Genomic DNA, 19,719 nt, shown 5'->3' on the forward strand with positions numbered 1-19,719 from the left:
ACAACTTCACAGCCTCATTTTTGTCCATTACGCCTTTTCTGAATAACGCCATTGTGCAATATATCCATCTGATTAGGATTGTTCTCACTTTGCACTACTTTAAAACCATTATGCGTGAGTAACATCTCTAACTGCTGAAGGTTGCTAAACCTATATTGCAAAAGCTTCTCTATAGTAGCTTGGTGATTTGTGCCTAATACCTTTTCCATTGCCTTTGTTAAGGCTTGTTGGGATTTAAGTCGCTCAAAGCTGTCGTTTATCTTCTTGCCTGTGCTTTTATCTACACGGGTAGAAACAATATGCACGTGGTTGTTTTCGGTGTCCTTGTGAAAGACTACAAGATAAGGTTGCTGTCCATAGCCCATCTCTTGCATAAAATTATTGGCTATCTCAGTGAGCTGCTCCTTACTGTGTTCTTGGTACTTTGTTGATATTACAGCGTGAAATTGTGGTTTTCGGGTGCGTTCACTTTCTGAGATGGCTTTAAAGTAATTTCTTACCTCCTCTTGAGAGCTGCTCTCATTGATAAATGAAGGAAAGTTTTTCATCAGCATTAGCTCGCCCTTCTCGTTATGTACTTTCTTGTCGTTGTACTTTACTCCGTGAAAGTCCCTGCTTGCTGAGCTAAGAATTTTTACTATCATTCGCAATGAGTTTATATATCTGCCTAAAGATTTGGTTTTGTTCAGCCTTGAGCTTTACAATCTCGTCTAAACGCTGAGTAAAAGCAATGAGTTCTACTCGGTGTACCTCTTTCTTAGCGTTGGCTATATAAGCGAACTGATTGATATTGTTTTCAATCTTAGCAAAGATGTTGTCTTGCTTTTCAATGAACTTTAAAACCTCACGTCGTTCTTGTACGTTCATATTACCTTCCACGGCTGATATTATCAAATCGGTGAGGGTAGTTTTTCTTTCTGCGCTTAACCTTTTCCACCGTTCTTTCTGACTTTCAGTAATTCTAAGAATAAGGTATTTTGATTTGTTAAGTGATGTCTTTTCCAACGCTTTTAGGTTTAATTTTGAGGCAAAGTAAGGGAGGATTTTTAAGGTGCACAATAGGTGAAGAGGGGGTGTAGACTATAATAGACTATAAACAACATAAAAGGACGTTAGAATTTGAAAAATAGACTATTTTATACATAAATAGACGTAAATAGATAGTATTGGTATTTATTGGACTCTATTAGACTCTATTGGTATATGAAATATTAGATTTTTGAAGAATTTTAAATGTATGATTGTTATTTTCGTTGTAGAAAGAAAAACAAGTTCCGCAGTTTTTCTCCCCTTTTAGCTTCTTTGTGAAAATGCAGACGATAGGCTAAATTTTTCAAAGAAGCTAAAAGGCAAGATGAGTCTTTGTATACCGGTTTTTTCAAAACTGTGTATATACAAAGACACATCTTGCCCCTAAAACCGCGATAGAATATAAAGCTAAAAATATGTTTCTGATTAATAGTGAGTTATAATTTTAGAAGATTTTGCTTGCAAAAAAAGAAGATATGGGGTGTAGTGTGTGTATCAAGTCTTTTAATATATAATTATAATATATATGGGAGCGTTATTTACTTACTTTTGAAAAATCAAAGTATTTATTTGTAAATCAGAAGTTTATAAATTAATAAGTAGTATCAAAATTAAGCTACTTCGTAGGTAGGTAGTATTAAAATTAAGCTATCTAATAGAGTAGGTAGTATCAAAATTAAGCTACCTAATGAGGTGGGTAGTATTAAAATTAAGCTACCTAATAGGGTGGGTAGTATCAAAATTAAGCTACCTATAGTTTTTTAATAAGACAAGGACTAAAAATAAGGTTAGTCCCTATTTTAGTCCCTGCTATAGTATAAAACATTGATTTTCAATGTTGTTTGCGGAGAGAGAGGGATTCGAACCCCCGGAGGTGTTACCCTCAACGGTTTTCAAGACCGCCGCATTCAACCGCTCTGCCATCTCTCCAATTGCACAATTGCTATTGTTATTTCAATTATGCGGGTGCAAAGGTACAACTATTTTTATTACTTGCAAATTTTTGAGACAAAAAATTGCGATGTTTTTTTAACTTATTTTATAACTTATTGTTTTACAAGAAATACAAAAATAACTTTTTAATAATTAGTTATTCATTGTCGCTAAAAACTCTTCGTTATTTCGAGTTTGTTTGATTTGTTTTTCCATAAATTCCATTGCTTCTATAGGATTCATATCGGCTAAATATTTACGTAATACCCAGATGCGATTGAGCGTATTTTCGTCTAAAAGCAAATCGTCGCGACGAGTAGATGAAGCCATTAGATCAATAGCAGGGAACACACGGCGGTTGGCAATACGGCGGTCTAACTGCAATTCCATATTACCGGTTCCTTTAAACTCTTCAAAAATCACCTCATCCATTTTAGAACCTGTTTCGGTAAGTGCGGTAGCTATGATAGAAAGAGATCCTCCGTTTTCTATATTGCGAGCAGCCCCAAAGAAACGTTTGGGTTTGTGAAGTGCATTGGCATCTACCCCACCTGTAAGCCCTTTACCTGAAGCAGGCTGCACAGTATTGTAAGCACGAGCCAAGCGTGTAATAGAATCTAACAAAATTACCACATCGTGACCACATTCTACTAATCGTTTGGCTTTTTCAAGAACTATATTGGCTATTTTCACGTGTTCAGAGGCTTCTTTATCAAAGGTAGACGAAATAATTTCACCACGTACACTTCGTTGCATATCGGTTACTTCCTCAGGGCGTTCATCAATGAGAAGCACCATCAAATATACTTCAGGATGGTTTTTGCTAATAGCATTAGCTATATCCTTTAGTAACATTGTTTTCCCCGTTTTAGGTTGTGCTACAATCATCCCACGCTGTCCTTTTCCTATAGGCGCAAAAAGGTCGATGAGGCGTGTAGAAGGCGTTGCTCCTTTTCCTGCTAATTCAAATTTTTCAGTAGGAAAAAGTGGTGTAAGGTGTTCAAAGAGCACGCGATCTCGTACCACTTGAGGATCTAAACCATTAATTTTGATTACTTTGAGAAGAGGATAGTATTTTTCACCATCTTTAGGCGGACGCACTTCACCGTGAACTGTATCACCTGTTTGTAAGCCAAACAAACGGATTTGAGAAGCTGATACATAGATATCATCGGGGGAAGCTAAGTAGTTATAATCAGACGAGCGCAAGAAACCATACCCTTCTGGAGTAATATCTAAAACTCCTTCGCAATCTACAATACTATCAAACTCAAAATCAGGAGCTCTATAACGATTCTTTTTCTCCTTATCGAAGTTTTCATTATTGATATTCAAATAGTTATTGCTATTATTGTTTGCAATATTACCATTATTATTGTTATTGTTGTTATTATTTGAAAGGGGGAGTGTTTTAGATTGATTATTGTTAGTAGAAGAAGAGGTAGGAGAATTATTTTTTCGTTGAAAATTAGATTTAGCATCTGTTTTTATTTCTACTTTATTATCTTCTGCAGTTTCTTTATTTATTGTATTTTTAGACAAATTTTCTTGTTTAGAGCTTCCTACTTTTTGAGGGGCATCTATTTTTTTCTTTCGTTCTTTTTTAGATGGTGAATTAGTGTTTTCGGCTGTTGTAGCAGCATTTTTTTTAGGAAGTTCTTGAGAAGTTTGATTGGTTTGTTTTTCTTGAAAATCAATAATTTGATTAATAAGTTCAGGCTTGTTTAAGTAGCGATACTTAGGCACATTTAGCCCCTTTGCTATTTCCTGCAATTCAGGTAGCTTTTTAGATTTTAAATCTGTAATGTTAGACATTTTATAAAATAGTTGTTAATAAAGTAAATGATTTTTTTCAGTAGAATAAGATAGTGTTTTTCCTCTTTTTAAATTAAGATATTATTGAATAGAATTTTGTAGAGGGACTGAAAACGCGGCAAAGGTACGAAATATTTTTGATATACAAAATATTAATTTGCTAAATTGATAGATTATTTATATCTTTGCCGAATAATTTAGATTTTTAAACTAATCAAAGATGAGTAAAGGACATATTTCTCAATTCATTGAGAAAAACTTTTTACACTTCAATGCAGCAGCTTTAGTAGATGCTGCTAAAGGGTATGAAACCCATATTACTGAAGGCGGAAAAATGCTCGTGGCACTTGCTGGAGCAATGAGTACGGCAGAATTAGGAATTTCATTTGCTGAGATGATTCGCGCAGGTAAGGTAGATATCATCTCGTGTACAGGAGCTAACCTTGAAGAGGATGTAATGAACCTTGTGGCACACTCTCATTACAAACGTGTACCTCACTATCGCGACCTCACTCCTGAGCAAGAAAGAGAACTCCTTGATGGTCATTACAACCGTGTAACTGATACTTGTATTCCTGAGGAAGAAGCTTTTCGTCGTTTACAAAAGCACTTGGAAGATGTATGGCACACAGCCGAAAGTAAAGGTGAACGCTATTTTCCTCACGAATTTTTATACCAAGTAGTAAAATCAGGAGTATTAGAGCAATATTACGAAATTGACCCTAAAAATTCTTGGATATTAGCAGCTGCCGAAAAGAATTTGCCTATCGTTTGTCCAGGTTGGGAAGATTCAACCACTGGTAATATTTTTGCAGCTAATGTAATCAAAGGGAATTTAAAAGCCTCTACTGTGAAAACAGGTATTGAATATATGATTTACCTCACCGAATGGTATCGTGCAAATTCAGGAGGTAAAGGCGTAGGGTTCTTCCAAATAGGAGGTGGTATTGCAGGAGATTTTCCTATTTGTGTAGTACCTATGATGTATCAAGACTTAGAATGGGAAGGCGTACCTTTCTGGTCGTATTTCTGTCAGATTTCTGACTCAACTACTAGCTATGGCTCATACTCAGGAGCTGTGCCTAATGAGAAAATCACTTGGGGTAAATTAGATATTGACACCCCTAAATTTATTGTAGAATCGGATGCTACTATTGTAGCTCCACTTATTTTTGCCTATCTTCTTAGCAAATAAGAAATAGAAATAAGAGGTAAGATTTTATATTTCTTACCTCTTATCTTATATAAAAAACCTCTTTAGGCTGTTCTCTTCTTATAAAAATATACCCTTGATAATATACATCTATACAAGCGGTAACTTTTTCATTTTCTATAACTTTTTTCCATAAAGGTTCATTTTCTTTTCGGTGAATATTATTGATGATGAGAGTGCTATCGTTGTGCATATAATTCAGATAAAAATCCAAATTCTCTTTGGGATAATTGATAAAAATAAGATCGTAAGTCGTTGCAGTTTGTAATTCGGTTATAAGACTGCAATTTTCGTTTATAGAAAGTTCCTTTTCATCTGTAAAAATAGTTTTTACTTCCAAATAACGAATAATCTTCAGCAATGAAATAAATTGTTTTTTAGATATAATTGATGAATAATCAGTAATTTCACTTGGTTTTACCAACTGTTTATTGTACAAGCAACGAGTTACAAAGTTGTAGATAAAAGGAGAATGCACTCCGTGTTGATTCGTTGATTTTATAAGAAATTTTAAATAACTTATGAGCGACATATTTTTCTTTGTTTTACAAACACGGCAAAGATAAAAAAAATTCACGAGTTTATAAATTTACAATTGATTATTTTTTTTGCGGATGTAAAATATTATTTGTACATTTGCAGACTATGAGAGAAATTTTATTTAAATATTTACCCGAAAACGCTGTAACTCCTTGTTTCGAACTCATTAAGGCAAACAATATTTATTTGCGTATTGTAAACGAGCGAAAAACAAGGCACGGAGATTATCGGCAACTTCCTAACGGGCAACATCTCATTACAATGAATGCTTCTGCTAATAAATACCGCTTTTTGATAACCTTTATTCACGAAGTAGCACATTTGATAGCTTTTGAACGGTTTGGCAGACTTATCAAGCCACACGGTAATGAATGGAAATACACTTTCCAACAACTAATGAGACCTTTTATCACTCCAGAAATATTTCCTCAACAATTATTAGGCGTATTGCAACGACATTTTTTAAACCCTATGTCCAGCAGTGATGTTGACCCTGTGTTGGCTATAGCCCTCAAACAATTTGACACGAGTGAAAATGTAAGTTTTATTTATGAAATTCCAATAGGAAGTACTTTTCGTATCAAGGATGGACGTGTATTTCGCAAAGGGCAACGCCGTGTGAAATGTTATGATTGTATAGAAATAAGCTCTGGCAAAAAATACATCTTTCAACCTCACGCTGAAGTTGAACTTATTAAAAGTTAAAAAACTGAATTAAAATATTACAAATATATGGTGAACAATTATTATGCAGTGATTATGGCTGGCGGAGTAGGTTCGCGCTTTTGGCCTGTAAGTACTACTGAATACCCTAAACAATTCCACGATATGCTCGGCACAGGGCAAACACTCTTGCAACGCACCTATTCCCGCTTGCAGAAGTTTATCCCTCAGGAAAATATCCTCATTCTCACAAACGAGCGATACAAGGAAATTGTAGAAGAACAAATCCCTAATATATTGCCTAAAAACTTGGTATTAGAACCTTGTATGCGCAATACAGCTCCTTGCATACTCTATGCGGCAATGAAAGTGAACAAGCGTAACCCTAATGGAGTAATGATTGTAGCCCCCAGTGATGCGTGGATTGAAGACGAAAAGGCTTTTATGCACAATGTGATTACGTGTTTCAATGCTGCACAAAAGGCTAACAACATCCTCACTTTAGGAATCGTACCTACTTTCCCTAACACAGGTTATGGCTATATACAATACGACAAAGACGACAATACTAACATCAAGAAAGTAAATCAATTTCGTGAGAAACCCGATTATGCCACTGCCAAAGAGTTTTTAAAACAAGGTAATTTTTTATGGAATGCAGGTATTTTTATATGGAGTACCCAAACCGTACTCAACGCTTATAAAACCTATCAACCTGCTATGTATGAACTCTTTGAAAAAGGGGAAGACACTTATAATACCGAAAACGAAGTAGACTTTATAGCTAAAGCCTACCCTGAAGCTGAAAATATATCGGTAGACTACGCTATTTTAGAGCCTTCTACTAATATTTATGTACTCCCTGCCAATTTTGATTGGAATGACTTAGGATCTTGGGGCTCTTTACACGAGAAATCACCAAAAGATAGTGCTCAAAATGCCGTTATCAACGCAAGAGTATTACTCAAAGATGCTGAAAACAATATTATCCGCACTGAAGGCGCTAAATGTGTGGTAATAGATGGACTCAAAAACTACATTGTAGTAGATAGAGATGATGTGTTACTTATCTACCCCAAAGCAAAAGAACAAAACATTAAGGAAATAGTAAATGAAGTAAAAAGCAAATGGGACTTACATTAAACAAATTACTCATAGAGAAAGGATATATTGCTATTCCGCTTGAGTTTACTCTTACCCAACACCTTGTAGTGCAAGCTAAAATTAATGGTATTGAAGGACGTTTTATTTTAGACTCTGGAGCTTCTAATACTTGTGTAGGAATAGAGTGGATAACCTATTTCAATTTAGAAGCTGAAGCCTCAGAGATAAAAGCTGCTGGTGCAGGAGCAAGTGCTATGGAAACACAGGTCGCTATAAAAAATCACTTAGAAATAGGTTCATTAAGCATCCGTAGAGTTCCTTTAGTTTTATTTAATTTGACCCACGTAAACGAAGCATTACAACAATTTAACTTGCTTCCTGTACACGGTGTTATAGGAGCTGATTTACTACTGAAGAAAAAAGCTGTGATAGATTACTCCAAAAAAAAGTTATATTTACTTCGTTAAAACTTATAAAAAGAGGCTACCTGATTTTGTTTAGGTAGCCTTTTTTCTTCTATGATTTGATATGGGATTTTCTTACTTCATTGTCTCTAACTTCCCTTGTGATTTTAGCAGTTCAATTTCTGCCAACTTATAGTCTAACAAGGCAGTAGTATAGTTATTCTTAGCATCGGATAGAGAGCGTTCAGCTTCTAATAAATCAGTGAGAGAAGCTAACCCTTGTTGATAGTTGTTTTGAGTATTGAGTAACACCTCTTCAGCGAGTTTTACGTTTTCTTTTTGTGAATCAATAGTAAGGAGGTTGTTAGTGAGTTGGCTACGAGCATTTTCATAAGCCAAATCCATTGCCAAACGAGTATCTTTGAGTGTAGCTTCAAGCGCTTGACTTTCTATCTGAGCTTGACGTATTTTAGCACGTGTACCAAAACCTGAAAAAATAGGTATATTCACTCCTAAAGTGATAGCTGAATAATCAGAACCGTATACTTTATCTTTTTTACCGTAAAAAATTGGTGTTTTAGGTCCCATACTCAAATAACCATAAGTTGCTTGCAATGCTAATGATGGATAGAGCGCTGCACGTTGTACCTTTACATTAATATCTAAAAGTTGTTTTTGTTTTTCAAGTACTTGTAACTCTATACGGTTATTGGTATTTCCTTTATCGAAAGCCAAATCATAATTAGCTTCAAATCCTTCTTTAGGCAATGTAATAGCCTCATTCATAGGCATACCAATCATATATTTAAGTGCATTTTCGGAAAGTTGTAATCCGTTAAGTGCTTGCTGCCGTGCCGATTTAAGATTGTTTACAGCTACTGTAGTACGATCGACATCTATTTTTTTAGATAAACCTGATTGGTTTAAGCCTTTTACTACATTAGCTGTTTTCTCAGTAAGAGCTAAATTACTTTCTATATTTTCTAATGTTTGTCGGGTTTGGTATACTTGATAGTAAGCTTTGGCTACCTTTTCTATAATGTCATTTTCAGTAAGTTGTTGATTGAGCATATAGAACTCACGGGTAGTACGCGCTGCTTTTAGTCCCATAAATACCGATTGATTGAAGAGTACTTGGGTAAGTTTAGCTTCGGCATTAGCTGTCCATTTTTGTCCCATTTCCATTTTTAATGGTTCATCACTTGCGGGCATACCTGGAAAAGCAAAGGTACTAGCATCAATATAAGTAGCTTGTAGTTTATGATTATAGACCATACCTCCAGAAGCTGAAATATTAGGAAGTGCATTAGCACGTACTTCTTGTATTTGGTATTCACTTTTCTTTACTTCTAAGCGAGCTTTTTCGGCATCAGCTTTATTTTCTAAAGCATAACTAATAGCATCTTTCAAAGTCAATTCTTTTTGTTGTGCAAAGCTCACAAAACTGAGGCACAACAAAGCACTCGTAATGATTTTTTTCATTGATATTTGTTTTTAGTCATTAGTTGTTAGCAACTGAAATTAGTTTATTTTTTTTGCTTTCTTTCTTGTTCTAATACCCGTTCTAATTCTTTAAGTCCTTTTTCATTGACAAGTATCCTGAAAAAGTACTCTATAATAGTATAAATAGTTTCCCAGAAAGGAAATTCTCTTTCAGGAAAAGTGCGGGTTATAGAACGAAGACGTTGTACACTAGTATAAAAAATCTTATAGAAGTCTACATTAATATCTTTTCTAAAAAGGCCTTCTTTCCATCCTTTTTCTAAGAGTTTATCTATAAAAAGTGCATCAGATTTAGCGAACTCACTTTCCATACGTTCGTATGTTTTAGGATAGTATTTTTGTAGCTCCCAGATAGGGCGATCGCTATTGATGTTGAAAACTTCCTGAACCTTTTTTTGGTTGCGGTATACATTTTCTATCACTGAACCTTCTCCTTGTACAAAAGTATCTGCATTTTTACAACTCATCTCTAAAGCGTAATCTAATGTAGCTTCTACCAAGTCGCTTTTAGAGGGAAAATGTTCGTAAAGTGTCTTTTTAGACATCCCCATTTTGTTAGCCAAATCGTCCATTGTAAAGGTTTTAAACCCGTACTGCATAAAGTCGTTTAAGGCTCTTTTCACGATTTCTTCTTTCATACGCTGTTTTCTCTAATTCGGGGGCAAAGGTATAACAAAAAAACTTAATAAACAAAAAAAGTTTCCTTTATTTTAGATAAGAAGTAAGAGGTAAGAGATAAGATTGGTTTATTTAAAGGCTTAAGAAGGTAAATCCTACGCCTACAACTGTTTGTTTATAATTATAATCGATGAGGGAATCGCCATAACCGTGAGATGCTTGCAACAAAATACGCAGGTCGCGACTCAGCGGATATACCCAATTCAGCTCTATGTGTCCGCGATTATGATTAAAATTTAAATTATTTCTCACTCGCAAATTAAAAACATTTTTACGGAATGGATAAGCAATGCCCAATTCACAACGTCCTATATAATTCTCAATATCGGGATTGTCATCTTCTCTTGCTTTTTCTGAAAAACGCCACCAGAAACGGCTATTAATCATTAAATCATTCCATAGGAAAATACCTGATAAAATAATTCTGTTCCAACTGCGGGAATGTGCCGCTTCTTTACCATTAGATTGGTGATTTACGGATAAGCCTATCATTTTCATTTTTAGGTTACCTGCTGAGAAGTTTAGCGGATAGGTAAAGATGAGTTCAGGTTCGTAATTCAGTTCCCTAAACGGACGTGAAAGCTCACCGTTGTACATCTGCCAATACAATTGCTGGGTGAAAGCGACCCACACATCGCCTTTACCAAAAGCGTCTTGCATAATTTTAGCTTTTAGGCTGACTTGGAATTTTGTTTCTACGTGTTGATAATCTCTCCATTCGGGGATGGGTCGGTCGGGGTTGAGACTTATGGGTTGCTCGGTAGGGACATCGGTATAGCGGAAGGGCATTATATACATAGGGAGGTATTCTACGAGTTTAAAAGTACCACGTTGGTCTTCGCGGTCGAGTTCCCACATTTTTGACAAAGTACGTTCTAATTGTGCTTTTCTATGAGCTCTCTGTTCTGCTTTAGGGAGTTCTTGTAGAGAATCATTTATTGCTTCTTGGGCAAAAATAAAAGGTGATGCTGCTAAAAATAGTATAAATAAGGAGTGTTTCATTATTCTGTTCTTTGTTTTGCGGGTGCAAAGGTATGGATAAAAACTTTATAAACAAAAAAAGTTTTTTTAAATAAAAAAGAAGGTCATTTACTTTTTAAAACAAAATAACGCAGAGCGGAAACTCTGCGTTATTTCGAACATAAATTTTAATACAAAATGAAACAAATTCTCGTGATCACGACAGGATTCGAACCTGTGACCGTCTGCTTAGAAGGCAGATGCTCTATCCAGCTGAGCTACGTGACCCTATATTTCAAAAAAAATATTTCAAAAATGCTACTTAAAGGAACATTAATGAAATATTTTATTGTCGGGGCGGCAGGATTCGAACCTGCGACCTCCTGGTCCCAAACCAGGCGCGATGACCGGACTACGCTACGCCCCGAGAAACTTATCTAATGAGTACATTTAGATGCGGAGAGACTGGGACTCGAACCCAGGCGACGGTTACCCGCCGACAGATTAGCAATCTGCTCCGTTACCACTCCGGCACCTCTCCGTTTATGTATATGAACTTATTATTTCTGTTTTGCGGTTGCAAAGGTATAACGATTTTTCATTTCTTGCAAGTTTTTCGCAAACTTTTTTTAATATTTTTTATAAAACATTTAGTAAACAGTTATTTATCAAACACATAGTATTTACATATTTTTATTTTAGAAAAATATATCACTTATTTTTCTATACATTTCTTCTTCAAAAAATGCACTTCATCATTTATTTATACTAAATGTAACAATCAACAAAATATTAAAAAACTCCAAGCAATTGTATTACTTGGAGTTTTTAGATATTTGTTTAAATTTGTAGGTACTAATTAAATATCAATAGCTTCACCATAAGCAGCGGCTACAGCTTCTTTTACGCCTTCGCTCATAGTAGGGTGAGGGTGTACAGCTTTGATGATTTCGTGACCTGTAGTTTCTAATTTACGAGCTACTACAGCTTCAGCAATCATATCGGTAACACCAGCTCCAATCATATGGCAGCCTAACCATTCACCATATTTAGCATCGAAGATTACTTTGATAAAACCTTCAGTAGTTCCTGCGGCATTAGCTTTACCAGAGGCTGTGAATGGGAATTTACCTACTTTTATTTCATAGCCTTTTTCTTTAGCTTGTTTTTCGGTCAGACCTACTGAAGCAATTTCAGGAGTACAGTAAGTACAACCAGGGATATTACCATAGTTAAGTGGCTCTACGTGCATTCCTTTAATCTTTTCAACGCAAATAATACCTTCAGCAGAAGCTACGTGTGCTAAGGCTTGTCCTGGTACTACGTCACCAATAGCATAATAACCAGGAACGTTAGTTTGATAGAATTCATTTACTTGAATTTTGTCGCGTTCGGTTTTGATACCAACTGCTTCTAAACCAATATTTTCTATATTTGTTTTGATCCCCACAGCAGAGAGTAAGATATCAGCTTCAAGTATTTCTTCACCTTTAGCGGTTTTTACGAATGCTTTTACTCCTTTACCTGAAGTATCTACTTTTGTTACCTCAGCAGAAGTCATAATATTAATACCTGATTTTTTGAGGCTCTTTTCGAGTTGTTTTGAAATATCCTCATCTTCTACAGGAACGATATTAGGCATAAACTCTACAATAGTTACTTCGGTACCCATAGCATTGTAGAAGTAAGCAAACTCAATACCAATAGCACCACTACCTACTACAATCATTTTTTTAGGTTGCTCAGGAAGAGTAAGTGCTTGACGATAACCGATGATTTTTTTACCGTCTTGAGGAAGTGCAGGTAACTCACGTGAACGAGCTCCAGTAGCGATAATGATATGGTCGGCACTATATTCAGTTACTTTACCGTCTTTATCTTTTACATCTACTTTTTTGCCAGGTTTAAGAGTACCATAGCCCATAATCACGTCTATTTTGTTCTTTTTCATTAAGAACTGTACCCCTTTGCTCATTGTAGAGGCTACATCGCGACTACGTTTGATAACAGCAGGAAAATCTTTGTCGAAAGAGCCATCTTTTACTTTGATACCATAGCTTTCAGCGTGTTTAAGATATTCAAACACTTGTGCTGATTTTAGCAAAGCTTTAGTAGGGATACACCCCCAGTTGAGGCAGATACCTCCGAGGTTTTCTTTTTCGATTACAGCGGTTTTGAAACCTAATTGAGAAGCGCGAATGGCAGTGACATAACCACCAGGACCACTTCCTAATACAATAACGTCGTATTTACTCATTTCTTTTAAAATTTATCAATTTTGATATTTAGGATACAAAGTTACGAATAATATTTTGATTAGTTGCTATATAAAGCGCTTTTTTTCTTAGTTATTTTTTTTAGTTGTTTGAAAAATAGCAAATTAAAAAAGTTTTAGGTTTGGTAATTTTTAGAGTTATATTTATAGTTGTTTCATAACTATAGATTTTTAGTGAGTAACTCTACAATCTTATTATTAGGAAAAAATTCTTTTAAAACTACTTTCAGTACGGTATAGGCTGGGATAGCTACTACCATTCCTACCATACCGAAAAGCGTACCACTGATAAGCGTGATGAGAAAAATCTCTAAGGCAGTAGATTTTACGGAGTTTGAAAATATAAGAGGTTGTGAGAAAACATTATCTATAAATTGTCCTACAATAAAGCCTATAAGTACATAGATAGTAGTAGGTAGACTTACCGTCATAAAATCGTTTTGCAGATTACTGCTCATTGTAAGGAGTGCCATTAATACAAAGCCTATCATTGGTCCTACGTAAGGAATAAGGTTTAGCAATGCACAAAGTAGTGCGATAATAAAGGCGTTCTCTACTCCAAAAATAAGCAATATAACAGTGTAAATCACAAAAAGTATGGTGATTTGAAGTATCAATCCTACAAAATAACGCGATAAGAGGTTGTTTATTTTGAAAATAGAGGTTTTGAGTTTTCGTTTTCTGTGGACAGAAAAAGTTGAAAGAAGGGCTATAAGAATTTTTTCACCATCTTTCATAAAGAAAAAGCTGATAAAGAGTACTGAAAAGACTCCCACTCCAAAATCACTAATAAAAGAGATAAAAGAATTAAGAAAGTTAGGAATATCAATAAAATTCAACATTTCTTGTACTCCAAAAGAATAATCTTCTTTTTGAAGACCTACCTTACTGAGGGTTTGTTGAATAAGGTTGTCTATATTAGTTTTGAGTAAATCGATATTAAGCCCTGATAGGTTCTTGCCTTGTGAAACAAGTAGTGGGATAAACAAGCTAAAAACACTCAAGGCTAACAAGATAAAAATTGTCATTGTAAGAATAACACAGACGGTTTTACTCTTTATTTTTAACCTTTTATAGAAGAACTGAATAAGAGGTTTCCCCATTAGTGTCAGTACCAATGATACAATGAGATAAATAATAATAGATTGCAGTAAGTAGAGTGTATAGAGCCCTAATACTACTAAAACAATGATTCCTACGGCACGAAGTATGCCATTTGCTATTTCTTTTGAGTTCATAATTAATTTATTGATAACCAAAATCCTCTCCGTCTTCATCTTGAAAAACGATAGGGGTTTGCTTTCTTATCCAATTTAAAAATTGTGTAAGGGTTCTCTCTATACTTGGGGGATGTGCACTGATTTCTATAAAAATATAGTCCTCTTGATCTAAAAAGATACGTACATTATATGGCCAATCAGCTGGTGGAGGCTTACTCTCAATACCTTTTAGCCAATATTCACCTTCTCTCATTAGATAGGAGCCTATTTGCATTGGATGATGTACATAAGTATCTAATGAAATAATCTGTTCTTTAATTTCTTCTTTATGCTTTTGATACCAAGTAGCATCTTCAAATATTACATATCCTTCGGCTGCCATAGTTAATGTGTAAAAAATGAAAAACTTACAATTTCTTTATTTGTCCAAGCTGATAGAATATCTATTTGGCAAATGGTATCATTTTCTTCTTTCCAAAAAGAAGAATGTATCTCACTAATATCTTCATTGAGATAATTCTCAAATGATAATGCAATGACATTCTCAAAAAGGTACTTATGTATTGTGTTTTGATAGTCTTTTAATGCTAATTGTAAGGTTCCTTTCTGATAGGACACCTCTACTATTTGTGCATCACTCCAATTATTTTTGAGGATATCAAGCTCCATAATTGCTAATAAAACTATAATACGTTGCAAATATACTTCTTTTAGATTTATAGTTCCAAATTTTTAGTTAGTTTTTTATCTTTTACCATCTTACCTAACAAGCGAAGAATCAATGTTAAATTTGCTAATTTGCTAATTATCTCTTACCTTTGCGCGGTGATTTTAGATAAGCCGTTATGCAAATACCTAACACTTTCAATATCAATACCAAAGCAAACATTTACCTCCCTATACACAACGAAGAGGCTTTAGTTGAGGCTTTGCAACAACACAAAAATCCTTTTGTTTTAGGTGGAGGGAGCAATATGTTACTCACCCAAGATATCACACAACCTGTATTACATATTCTTCTAAAGGGTATTAGCATTGTAAAAGAAAATAACGATAATGTATGGATTAAAGCACAAGCAGGTGAAAACTGGCATCAGTTTGTGCAATATACTTTATCTCAAGGTTATGGTGGACTTGAAAACCTCTCACTTATCTATGGAAATGTAGGAACTACCCCTGTGCAAAACATTGGAGCTTATGGGGTTGAAATCAAAGATGTAATGGAGAGTTGCGAGGCTATCAATATTCACAGTTTGCAAAAGCAAAATTTTACTAACGCTGAATGTAGTTTTGGCTATCGTGAATCTATCTTCAAAGGAAAAGAAAAAGGCAATTATATTATTACAGCAGTTACCTTTAAACTCACCAAACGCAATCATCTTTTGCATACCGAATATGGGGCTATCCAACAGCTACTCGCCGAAAGAAGGCTCTCCTCCCCTACTCCTAAACAACTCTCGGAAATAGTAATAAGTATACGCCAAAGCAAACTGCCTAATCCTGATACATTAGGGAACTGTGGTAGTTTTTTCAAAAATCCTATTATTTCAAAAACAAATTACGAAGAATTAAAAATTCAATATCCAGATATTCCTTCTTATTCTATTGATGAAACACAAGTGAAAGTGCCTGCTGGTTGGTTGATAGATCGCGCAGGACTCAAAGGATATAGAAAGGGAGATGCAGGGGTACACAACTTACAAGCCTTAGTGCTTGTGAACTATGGAAAAGCTACTGGCAAAGAAATTTTAGCTGTGGCTCATTATGTACAAGCAACTGTACTCAAGCAATTTGGCATCACTTTAGAATTTGAAGTAAATATTTTCTAATGAATATATCAATTGTCATACCACTACTCAATGAACAAGAATCATTACCCGAACTTTATCAGTGGCTACATAAAGTACTTACTGAACATAGTTATTCCTACGAAATTATTTTTGTAGATGACGGTAGTACTGATAATTCTTGGCAGGTGATTGAAGAATTATCGGCTAAAGATAGCAACATAAAGGGTATTCGCTTTTTGCGCAACTACGGTAAATCACAAGCACTACACGCTGGCTTTAAACAAGCACAAGGAGATGTGGTGATTACTATGGATGCCGACCTGCAGGACAGTCCTGATGAGATTCCTGCGCTTTACAATATGATTACCCAAGGAGGATATGACCTCGTATCAGGCTGGAAGAAAAAGCGTTACGATTCAGTTTTAACAAAGAACTTACCTTCTAAACTTTTCAACTGGGCAGCACGTAAAACCTCAGGTCTCACACTTCACGACTTTAATTGTGGGCTTAAAGCCTACAAACAAGAGGTTGTAAAGAATGTTGAAGTATCAGGAGAGATGCATCGCTATATTCCCGTATTAGCAAAGAATGCGGGGTTCAATCGTATTACTGAGAAAGTTGTGCAACATCAAGCTCGCAAATATGGTGTTACAAAATTTGGTATGAGTAGGTTTATCAACGGATTTTTAGACCTTATCACTATTAGTTTCTTGTCGCATTTTGGCAAACGACCAATGCACTTTTTTGGAGCATTGGGGGTACTGATGTTCTTTATAGGTTTCTTATTCTCAGCTTACCTTGGAATTGATAAATTATTTATCAACCCTAATGGTCGCCTTATTGCTGATAGACCTCAGTTTTATCTTGCACTTACTACTATGCTTATTGGTACACAGTTATTTATTGCTGGTTTTTTAGGAGAAATCATCTTAAAGACTAAGAGTAATGAAGAGAGGTATAAAATTAGAGAAAAAACAAATAACAAATAACGAATTACAAGTTACGAAAAAATAGTAAGTATAAACTTAAATAACATCAGAATGAATCATCAATTAAAAATATTCAATTCCTTAACAGGAGAGAAAGAAGTATTTGTACCCTTACACGAAAATAATGTAGGGATGTACGTATGTGGACCTACCGTATATAGCAATGTCCACTTAGGTAATGTACGCACCTTTATGTCGTTTGATTTTGTGTATCGCACACTTAAATTTTTAGGCTACAAAGTGCGTTACGTACGTAATATCACAGATGCTGGTCACCTTACCGATGATGGCGATGTGAACAACGACCGTTTTGTGAAACAATCTCGTCTTGAAAAACTTGAGCCTATGGAAATTGTACAAAAATACACCGTTGATTTTCATAAAGTTTTGGAGATATTCAACTTACTGCCTCCTACTATTGAACCTACTGCTACAGGACATATTTTAGAACAAATACAACTTACCGAAAAACTACTGAAAGACGGCTTTGCTTACGAAAGCAATGGTTCTGTATACTTTGATGTACTTGAATACAACAAACGAGGGCTCAACTATGGAGAACTTTCTCGTCGTAATATAGAAGAACTCTTTGCCAATACTCGAGATTTAGATGGACAAGGAGAAAAACGCAATCCTCAGGACTTTGCGCTTTGGAAAAAAGCTTCTCCAGCTCATATTATGCGTTGGGCATCGCCTTGGGGGGATGGTTTTCCAGGTTGGCACTTAGAATGTACAGTAATGAGCACTAAATATCTTGGCAATCAGTTTGATATTCACGGAGGAGGTATGGATTTGAAGTTCCCACACCACGAATGTGAAATTGCACAAGGGAAAGCAGGACACGGAGAAAGTCCCGTTCGTTATTGGATGCACGCTAATATGCTCACTATGAATGGACAACGTATGAGTAAATCTACGGGTAATTATATATTGCCAATACAACTCATCAGTGGAGAGAATACTTTCTTTGAAAAACCTTTTGCTCCTGCTGTGATACGCTTCTGCTTTATGCAAGCCCACTACCGCAGTGTGCTTGACATTTCTAATGAGGCAATGCTTGCTGCTGAAAAAGGCTTCTCAAGGCTTATGGAAGCTATAAAAACATTGAATGAAATGTCTACTGATTTAGAGCACCCAGGACCTCTTTCGTATGAAATTGATCAATGGATACAAAAATGCTATGATGACCTTTTAGACGATTTCAATTCACCTATACTTATAGCTCATCTTTTTGAAGCTGTAAAATGGATTAATGGTGATGAAAAGATTTCAGTAGCTGAACTCAATGAACTGAAAACTCTAATGAATGCTTTTGTTTTTGATGTTTTAGGTCTACAAAGTGAGCAACAAACTGCTAATAACAACGACAAACTTGATGGAGTGCTCCAATTGCTTATTAATATGCGAATGGAAGCTCGTGCTAATAAAGATTGGGCACTTTCTGACAAGATTAGAGATGAACTTCTTGCAATGGGTATCCAACTCAAAGACGGTAAGGAAGGAACAAGTTACATTGTAAATTAAGAAGAATTTTTAAGCTAACTGCTATGTACAAGTTATTCATACGTCCATTACTTTTTAGTCTCGACCCCGAGAAGGCACATCATTTTACTTTCAAATATTTGAAGTTGATACACAAAATACCTTTTGTACCCTCTCTCATTCGGGCTATCTATCAAGTAGAACATCCTTCTTTGCACCGAGAGGTTTTTGGATTACAGTTCAAAAACCCTGTGGGATTAGCAGCTGGGCTCGACAAGGACGCTACTTTATACCAAGAGTTATCCAACTTAGGTTTTGGTTTTATAGAAATAGGTACCATCACCCCTAAACCACAACCAGGAAACCCCAAAAAACGACTTTTTCGCCTTATAGATGATCAAGGTATTATCAATCGTATGGGGTTTAATAATGAAGGAGTAGTAGCGGCTATAGAGAGACTCAAAAAAAACAAAGGTGTATTAATAGGAGGCAACATAGGGAAGAATAAAATTACTCCTAATGAGGAAGCTGTAAATGATTATCTCATTTGTTTTGAACAACTTTTTGATTATGTGGATTATTTTGTAGTGAATGTAAGTTCACCTAATACACCTAACCTACGTTCGCTACAAGAGAAAGAACCTCTAAAGCAGTTACTAAACACCCTTCAAGAAAAGAATTCATCCAAAGAAAACCCCAAACCTATTCTCCTAAAAATTGCTCCAGATCTCACTGATGAACAGTTGTTAGACATCATAGAAATTGTAAAAGAAACACATATTGCTGGGGTAATTGCTACTAACACTACTATCAGTAGAGAAGGATTACACTCCGATAACAAGAAAGAAACTGGTGGACTTAGTGGGAAACCACTTCGTGAGCGCGCTACCGAAGTAATTCGCTTTTTGAGTGAAAAAAGTGGTAAAGCCTTTCCTATCATAGGTGTAGGAGGTATTTTTAGTGAAGAGGATGCTCTTGAAAAATTAGAAGCAGGAGCTTCATTAGTACAACTTTACACTGGATTTATCTACGAAGGAGCTGGACTTATAAAGCGCATTAATAAAAAACTTATAAAAAAGAACCACGCCTTATAATGGGGCGTGGTTTTAATTAAACAATTG

Annotated in this window: 18 protein-coding genes, 4 tRNA genes and 1 pseudogene; 8 read left to right on the forward strand and 15 right to left on the reverse strand. The window is 35.4% G+C overall.

What is annotated here, in order from left to right; translation table 11 throughout:
• Positions 1-35: 35 nt before the first annotated feature.
• The 4 genes and pseudogenes from HMPREF9073_RS00860 to rho all read right to left on the reverse strand — a co-directional run.
• Positions 36-644 (reverse strand): annotated as a pseudogene (locus HMPREF9073_RS00860) (relaxase/mobilization nuclease domain-containing protein); the annotation flags it as partial.
• Complete coding sequence (locus tag HMPREF9073_RS00865; RefSeq protein WP_009412087.1) at positions 625-1,005, reverse strand: hypothetical protein; 381 nt, start codon at positions 1,003-1,005, stop codon at positions 625-627. The gene HMPREF9073_RS00865 and the pseudogene HMPREF9073_RS00860, both read right to left, overlap by 20 nt.
• Before the next feature lie 869 nt (positions 1,006-1,874).
• Positions 1,875-1,959, reverse strand: a tRNA-Ser gene (locus HMPREF9073_RS00870).
• 156 nt (positions 1,960-2,115) lie between these two features.
• Positions 2,116-3,777 (reverse strand): transcription termination factor Rho, encoded by a 1,662-nt coding sequence (gene rho / locus HMPREF9073_RS00875; protein ID WP_009412089.1) that lies wholly within the window; start codon positions 3,775-3,777, stop codon positions 2,116-2,118.
• A gap of 220 nt (positions 3,778-3,997) precedes the next feature.
• Between rho and HMPREF9073_RS00880 the strand changes: the two genes are divergently transcribed.
• The gene (locus HMPREF9073_RS00880; protein WP_009412090.1) at positions 3,998-4,972 is read left to right on the forward strand and encodes a deoxyhypusine synthase family protein; all 975 of its coding nucleotides are present in this window, start codon (positions 3,998-4,000) and stop codon (positions 4,970-4,972) included.
• A gap of 40 nt (positions 4,973-5,012) precedes the next feature.
• Here HMPREF9073_RS00880 and HMPREF9073_RS00885 read toward each other — a convergent pair whose 3' ends face one another.
• Positions 5,013-5,522 carry a hypothetical protein gene (locus tag HMPREF9073_RS00885; RefSeq protein WP_009412091.1) on the reverse strand — a complete coding sequence of 170 codons (510 nt, stop codon included), beginning with the start codon at positions 5,520-5,522 and terminating at the stop codon, positions 5,013-5,015.
• Positions 5,523-5,635: 113 nt separating this feature from the next.
• Here HMPREF9073_RS00885 and HMPREF9073_RS00890 point away from each other — a divergent pair, with 113 nt between their 5' ends.
• The 3 genes from HMPREF9073_RS00890 to HMPREF9073_RS00900 are packed head-to-tail and all read left to right on the forward strand — an operon-like array spanning position 5,636 to position 7,764.
• The gene (locus tag HMPREF9073_RS00890) at positions 5,636-6,235 is read left to right on the forward strand and encodes a SprT-like domain-containing protein (protein WP_009412092.1); all 600 of its coding nucleotides are present in this window, start codon (positions 5,636-5,638) and stop codon (positions 6,233-6,235) included.
• A 27-nt stretch (positions 6,236-6,262) separates the two neighbouring features.
• Positions 6,263-7,336 (forward strand): mannose-1-phosphate guanylyltransferase, encoded by a 1,074-nt coding sequence (locus HMPREF9073_RS00895; protein ID WP_009412093.1) that lies wholly within the window; start codon positions 6,263-6,265, stop codon positions 7,334-7,336.
• The gene (locus tag HMPREF9073_RS00900) at positions 7,321-7,764 is read left to right on the forward strand and encodes a retropepsin-like aspartic protease (RefSeq protein WP_009412094.1); all 444 of its coding nucleotides are present in this window, start codon (positions 7,321-7,323) and stop codon (positions 7,762-7,764) included. Before HMPREF9073_RS00895 ends, HMPREF9073_RS00900 begins: the two co-directional genes overlap by 16 nt.
• 72 nt (positions 7,765-7,836) lie before the next feature.
• Here HMPREF9073_RS00900 and HMPREF9073_RS00905 read toward each other — a convergent pair whose 3' ends face one another.
• From HMPREF9073_RS00905 to HMPREF9073_RS00950, 10 genes are all read right to left on the reverse strand, one after another.
• Positions 7,837-9,183, reverse strand: a complete 1,347-nt coding sequence (locus tag HMPREF9073_RS00905) for a TolC family protein (RefSeq protein ID WP_009412095.1) — start codon at positions 9,181-9,183, stop codon at positions 7,837-7,839.
• Between the two features lie 44 nt (positions 9,184-9,227).
• Positions 9,228-9,842, reverse strand: a complete 615-nt coding sequence (locus HMPREF9073_RS00910) for a TetR/AcrR family transcriptional regulator (protein ID WP_009412096.1) — start codon at positions 9,840-9,842, stop codon at positions 9,228-9,230.
• A gap of 112 nt (positions 9,843-9,954) precedes the next feature.
• Positions 9,955-10,887: a phospholipase A gene (locus tag HMPREF9073_RS00915; protein WP_198005878.1), complete on the reverse strand. Its 933-nt coding sequence runs from the start codon at positions 10,885-10,887 to the stop codon at positions 9,955-9,957.
• A 169-nt stretch (positions 10,888-11,056) separates the two neighbouring features.
• Positions 11,057-11,130, reverse strand: a tRNA-Arg gene (locus HMPREF9073_RS00920).
• 64 nt (positions 11,131-11,194) lie between these two features.
• Positions 11,195-11,269: transfer RNA gene (locus tag HMPREF9073_RS00925), tRNA-Pro, on the reverse strand.
• Between the two features lie 30 nt (positions 11,270-11,299).
• Positions 11,300-11,383 (reverse strand) — tRNA-Ser (locus tag HMPREF9073_RS00930).
• A 318-nt stretch (positions 11,384-11,701) separates the two neighbouring features.
• Entirely contained in the window at positions 11,702-13,099 is a 1,398-nt protein-coding gene (lpdA, locus tag HMPREF9073_RS00935; protein WP_009412098.1) for a dihydrolipoyl dehydrogenase, read from the reverse strand.
• 179 nt (positions 13,100-13,278) lie between these two features.
• Positions 13,279-14,355 (reverse strand): AI-2E family transporter, encoded by a 1,077-nt coding sequence (locus HMPREF9073_RS00940; protein WP_034555059.1) that lies wholly within the window; start codon positions 14,353-14,355, stop codon positions 13,279-13,281.
• Positions 14,356-14,362: 7 nt separating this feature from the next.
• Positions 14,363-14,719 carry a hypothetical protein gene (locus tag HMPREF9073_RS00945; protein ID WP_009412100.1) on the reverse strand — a complete coding sequence of 119 codons (357 nt, stop codon included), beginning with the start codon at positions 14,717-14,719 and terminating at the stop codon, positions 14,363-14,365.
• A gap of 2 nt (positions 14,720-14,721) precedes the next feature.
• Positions 14,722-15,036 carry a hypothetical protein gene (locus HMPREF9073_RS00950; protein ID WP_232212847.1) on the reverse strand — a complete coding sequence of 105 codons (315 nt, stop codon included), beginning with the start codon at positions 15,034-15,036 and terminating at the stop codon, positions 14,722-14,724.
• Between the two features lie 146 nt (positions 15,037-15,182).
• Here HMPREF9073_RS00950 and murB point away from each other — a divergent pair, with 146 nt between their 5' ends.
• The 4 genes from murB to HMPREF9073_RS00970 are packed head-to-tail and all read left to right on the forward strand — an operon-like array spanning position 15,183 to position 19,692.
• Positions 15,183-16,166 (forward strand): UDP-N-acetylmuramate dehydrogenase, encoded by a 984-nt coding sequence (murB, locus tag HMPREF9073_RS00955; RefSeq protein ID WP_009412102.1) that lies wholly within the window; start codon positions 15,183-15,185, stop codon positions 16,164-16,166.
• Complete coding sequence (locus HMPREF9073_RS00960) at positions 16,166-17,116, forward strand: glycosyltransferase family 2 protein (RefSeq protein WP_009412103.1); 951 nt, start codon at positions 16,166-16,168, stop codon at positions 17,114-17,116. The genes murB and HMPREF9073_RS00960 overlap by 1 nt, the downstream gene beginning before the upstream one ends.
• A gap of 51 nt (positions 17,117-17,167) precedes the next feature.
• Positions 17,168-18,640, forward strand: coding sequence for a cysteine--tRNA ligase (gene cysS / locus HMPREF9073_RS00965; protein ID WP_009412104.1), 1,473 nt, complete (start codon positions 17,168-17,170; stop codon positions 18,638-18,640).
• Between the two features lie 23 nt (positions 18,641-18,663).
• Complete coding sequence (locus HMPREF9073_RS00970; protein WP_009412105.1) at positions 18,664-19,692, forward strand: quinone-dependent dihydroorotate dehydrogenase; 1,029 nt, start codon at positions 18,664-18,666, stop codon at positions 19,690-19,692.
• The last annotated feature ends 27 nt before the right edge of the window (positions 19,693-19,719 follow it).

The organism is Capnocytophaga sp. oral taxon 326 str. F0382 (genome assembly GCF_000318295.1).
Taxonomy (GTDB): Bacteria; Bacteroidota; Bacteroidia; order Flavobacteriales; family Flavobacteriaceae; genus Capnocytophaga; species Capnocytophaga periodontitidis.

Excerpts from the sequence above, each read along its gene's own strand:
- rho (WP_009412089.1), bottom strand. The coding sequence starts at position 3,777 with ATGTCTAACATTACAGATTTAAAATCTAAAAAGCTACCTGAATTGCAG.
- HMPREF9073_RS00880 (WP_009412090.1), top strand. The coding sequence starts at position 3,998 with ATGAGTAAAGGACATATTTCTCAATTCATTGAGAAAAACTTTTTACAC.
- HMPREF9073_RS00885 (WP_009412091.1), bottom strand. The coding sequence starts at position 5,522 with ATGTCGCTCATAAGTTATTTAAAATTTCTTATAAAATCAACGAATCAA.
- HMPREF9073_RS00890 (WP_009412092.1), top strand. The coding sequence starts at position 5,636 with ATGAGAGAAATTTTATTTAAATATTTACCCGAAAACGCTGTAACTCCT.
- HMPREF9073_RS00895 (WP_009412093.1), top strand. The coding sequence starts at position 6,263 with ATGGTGAACAATTATTATGCAGTGATTATGGCTGGCGGAGTAGGTTCG.
- HMPREF9073_RS00900 (WP_009412094.1), top strand. The coding sequence starts at position 7,321 with ATGGGACTTACATTAAACAAATTACTCATAGAGAAAGGATATATTGCT.
- HMPREF9073_RS00905 (WP_009412095.1), bottom strand. The coding sequence starts at position 9,183 with ATGAAAAAAATCATTACGAGTGCTTTGTTGTGCCTCAGTTTTGTGAGC.
- HMPREF9073_RS00910 (WP_009412096.1), bottom strand. The coding sequence starts at position 9,842 with ATGAAAGAAGAAATCGTGAAAAGAGCCTTAAACGACTTTATGCAGTAC.
- lpdA (WP_009412098.1), bottom strand. The coding sequence starts at position 13,099 with ATGAGTAAATACGACGTTATTGTATTAGGAAGTGGTCCTGGTGGTTAT.
- HMPREF9073_RS00940 (WP_034555059.1), bottom strand. The coding sequence starts at position 14,355 with ATGAACTCAAAAGAAATAGCAAATGGCATACTTCGTGCCGTAGGAATC.
- HMPREF9073_RS00945 (WP_009412100.1), bottom strand. The coding sequence starts at position 14,719 with ATGGCAGCCGAAGGATATGTAATATTTGAAGATGCTACTTGGTATCAA.
- murB (WP_009412102.1), top strand. The coding sequence starts at position 15,183 with ATGCAAATACCTAACACTTTCAATATCAATACCAAAGCAAACATTTAC.
- HMPREF9073_RS00960 (WP_009412103.1), top strand. The coding sequence starts at position 16,166 with ATGAATATATCAATTGTCATACCACTACTCAATGAACAAGAATCATTA.
- cysS (WP_009412104.1), top strand. The coding sequence starts at position 17,168 with ATGAATCATCAATTAAAAATATTCAATTCCTTAACAGGAGAGAAAGAA.
- HMPREF9073_RS00970 (WP_009412105.1), top strand. The coding sequence starts at position 18,664 with ATGTACAAGTTATTCATACGTCCATTACTTTTTAGTCTCGACCCCGAG.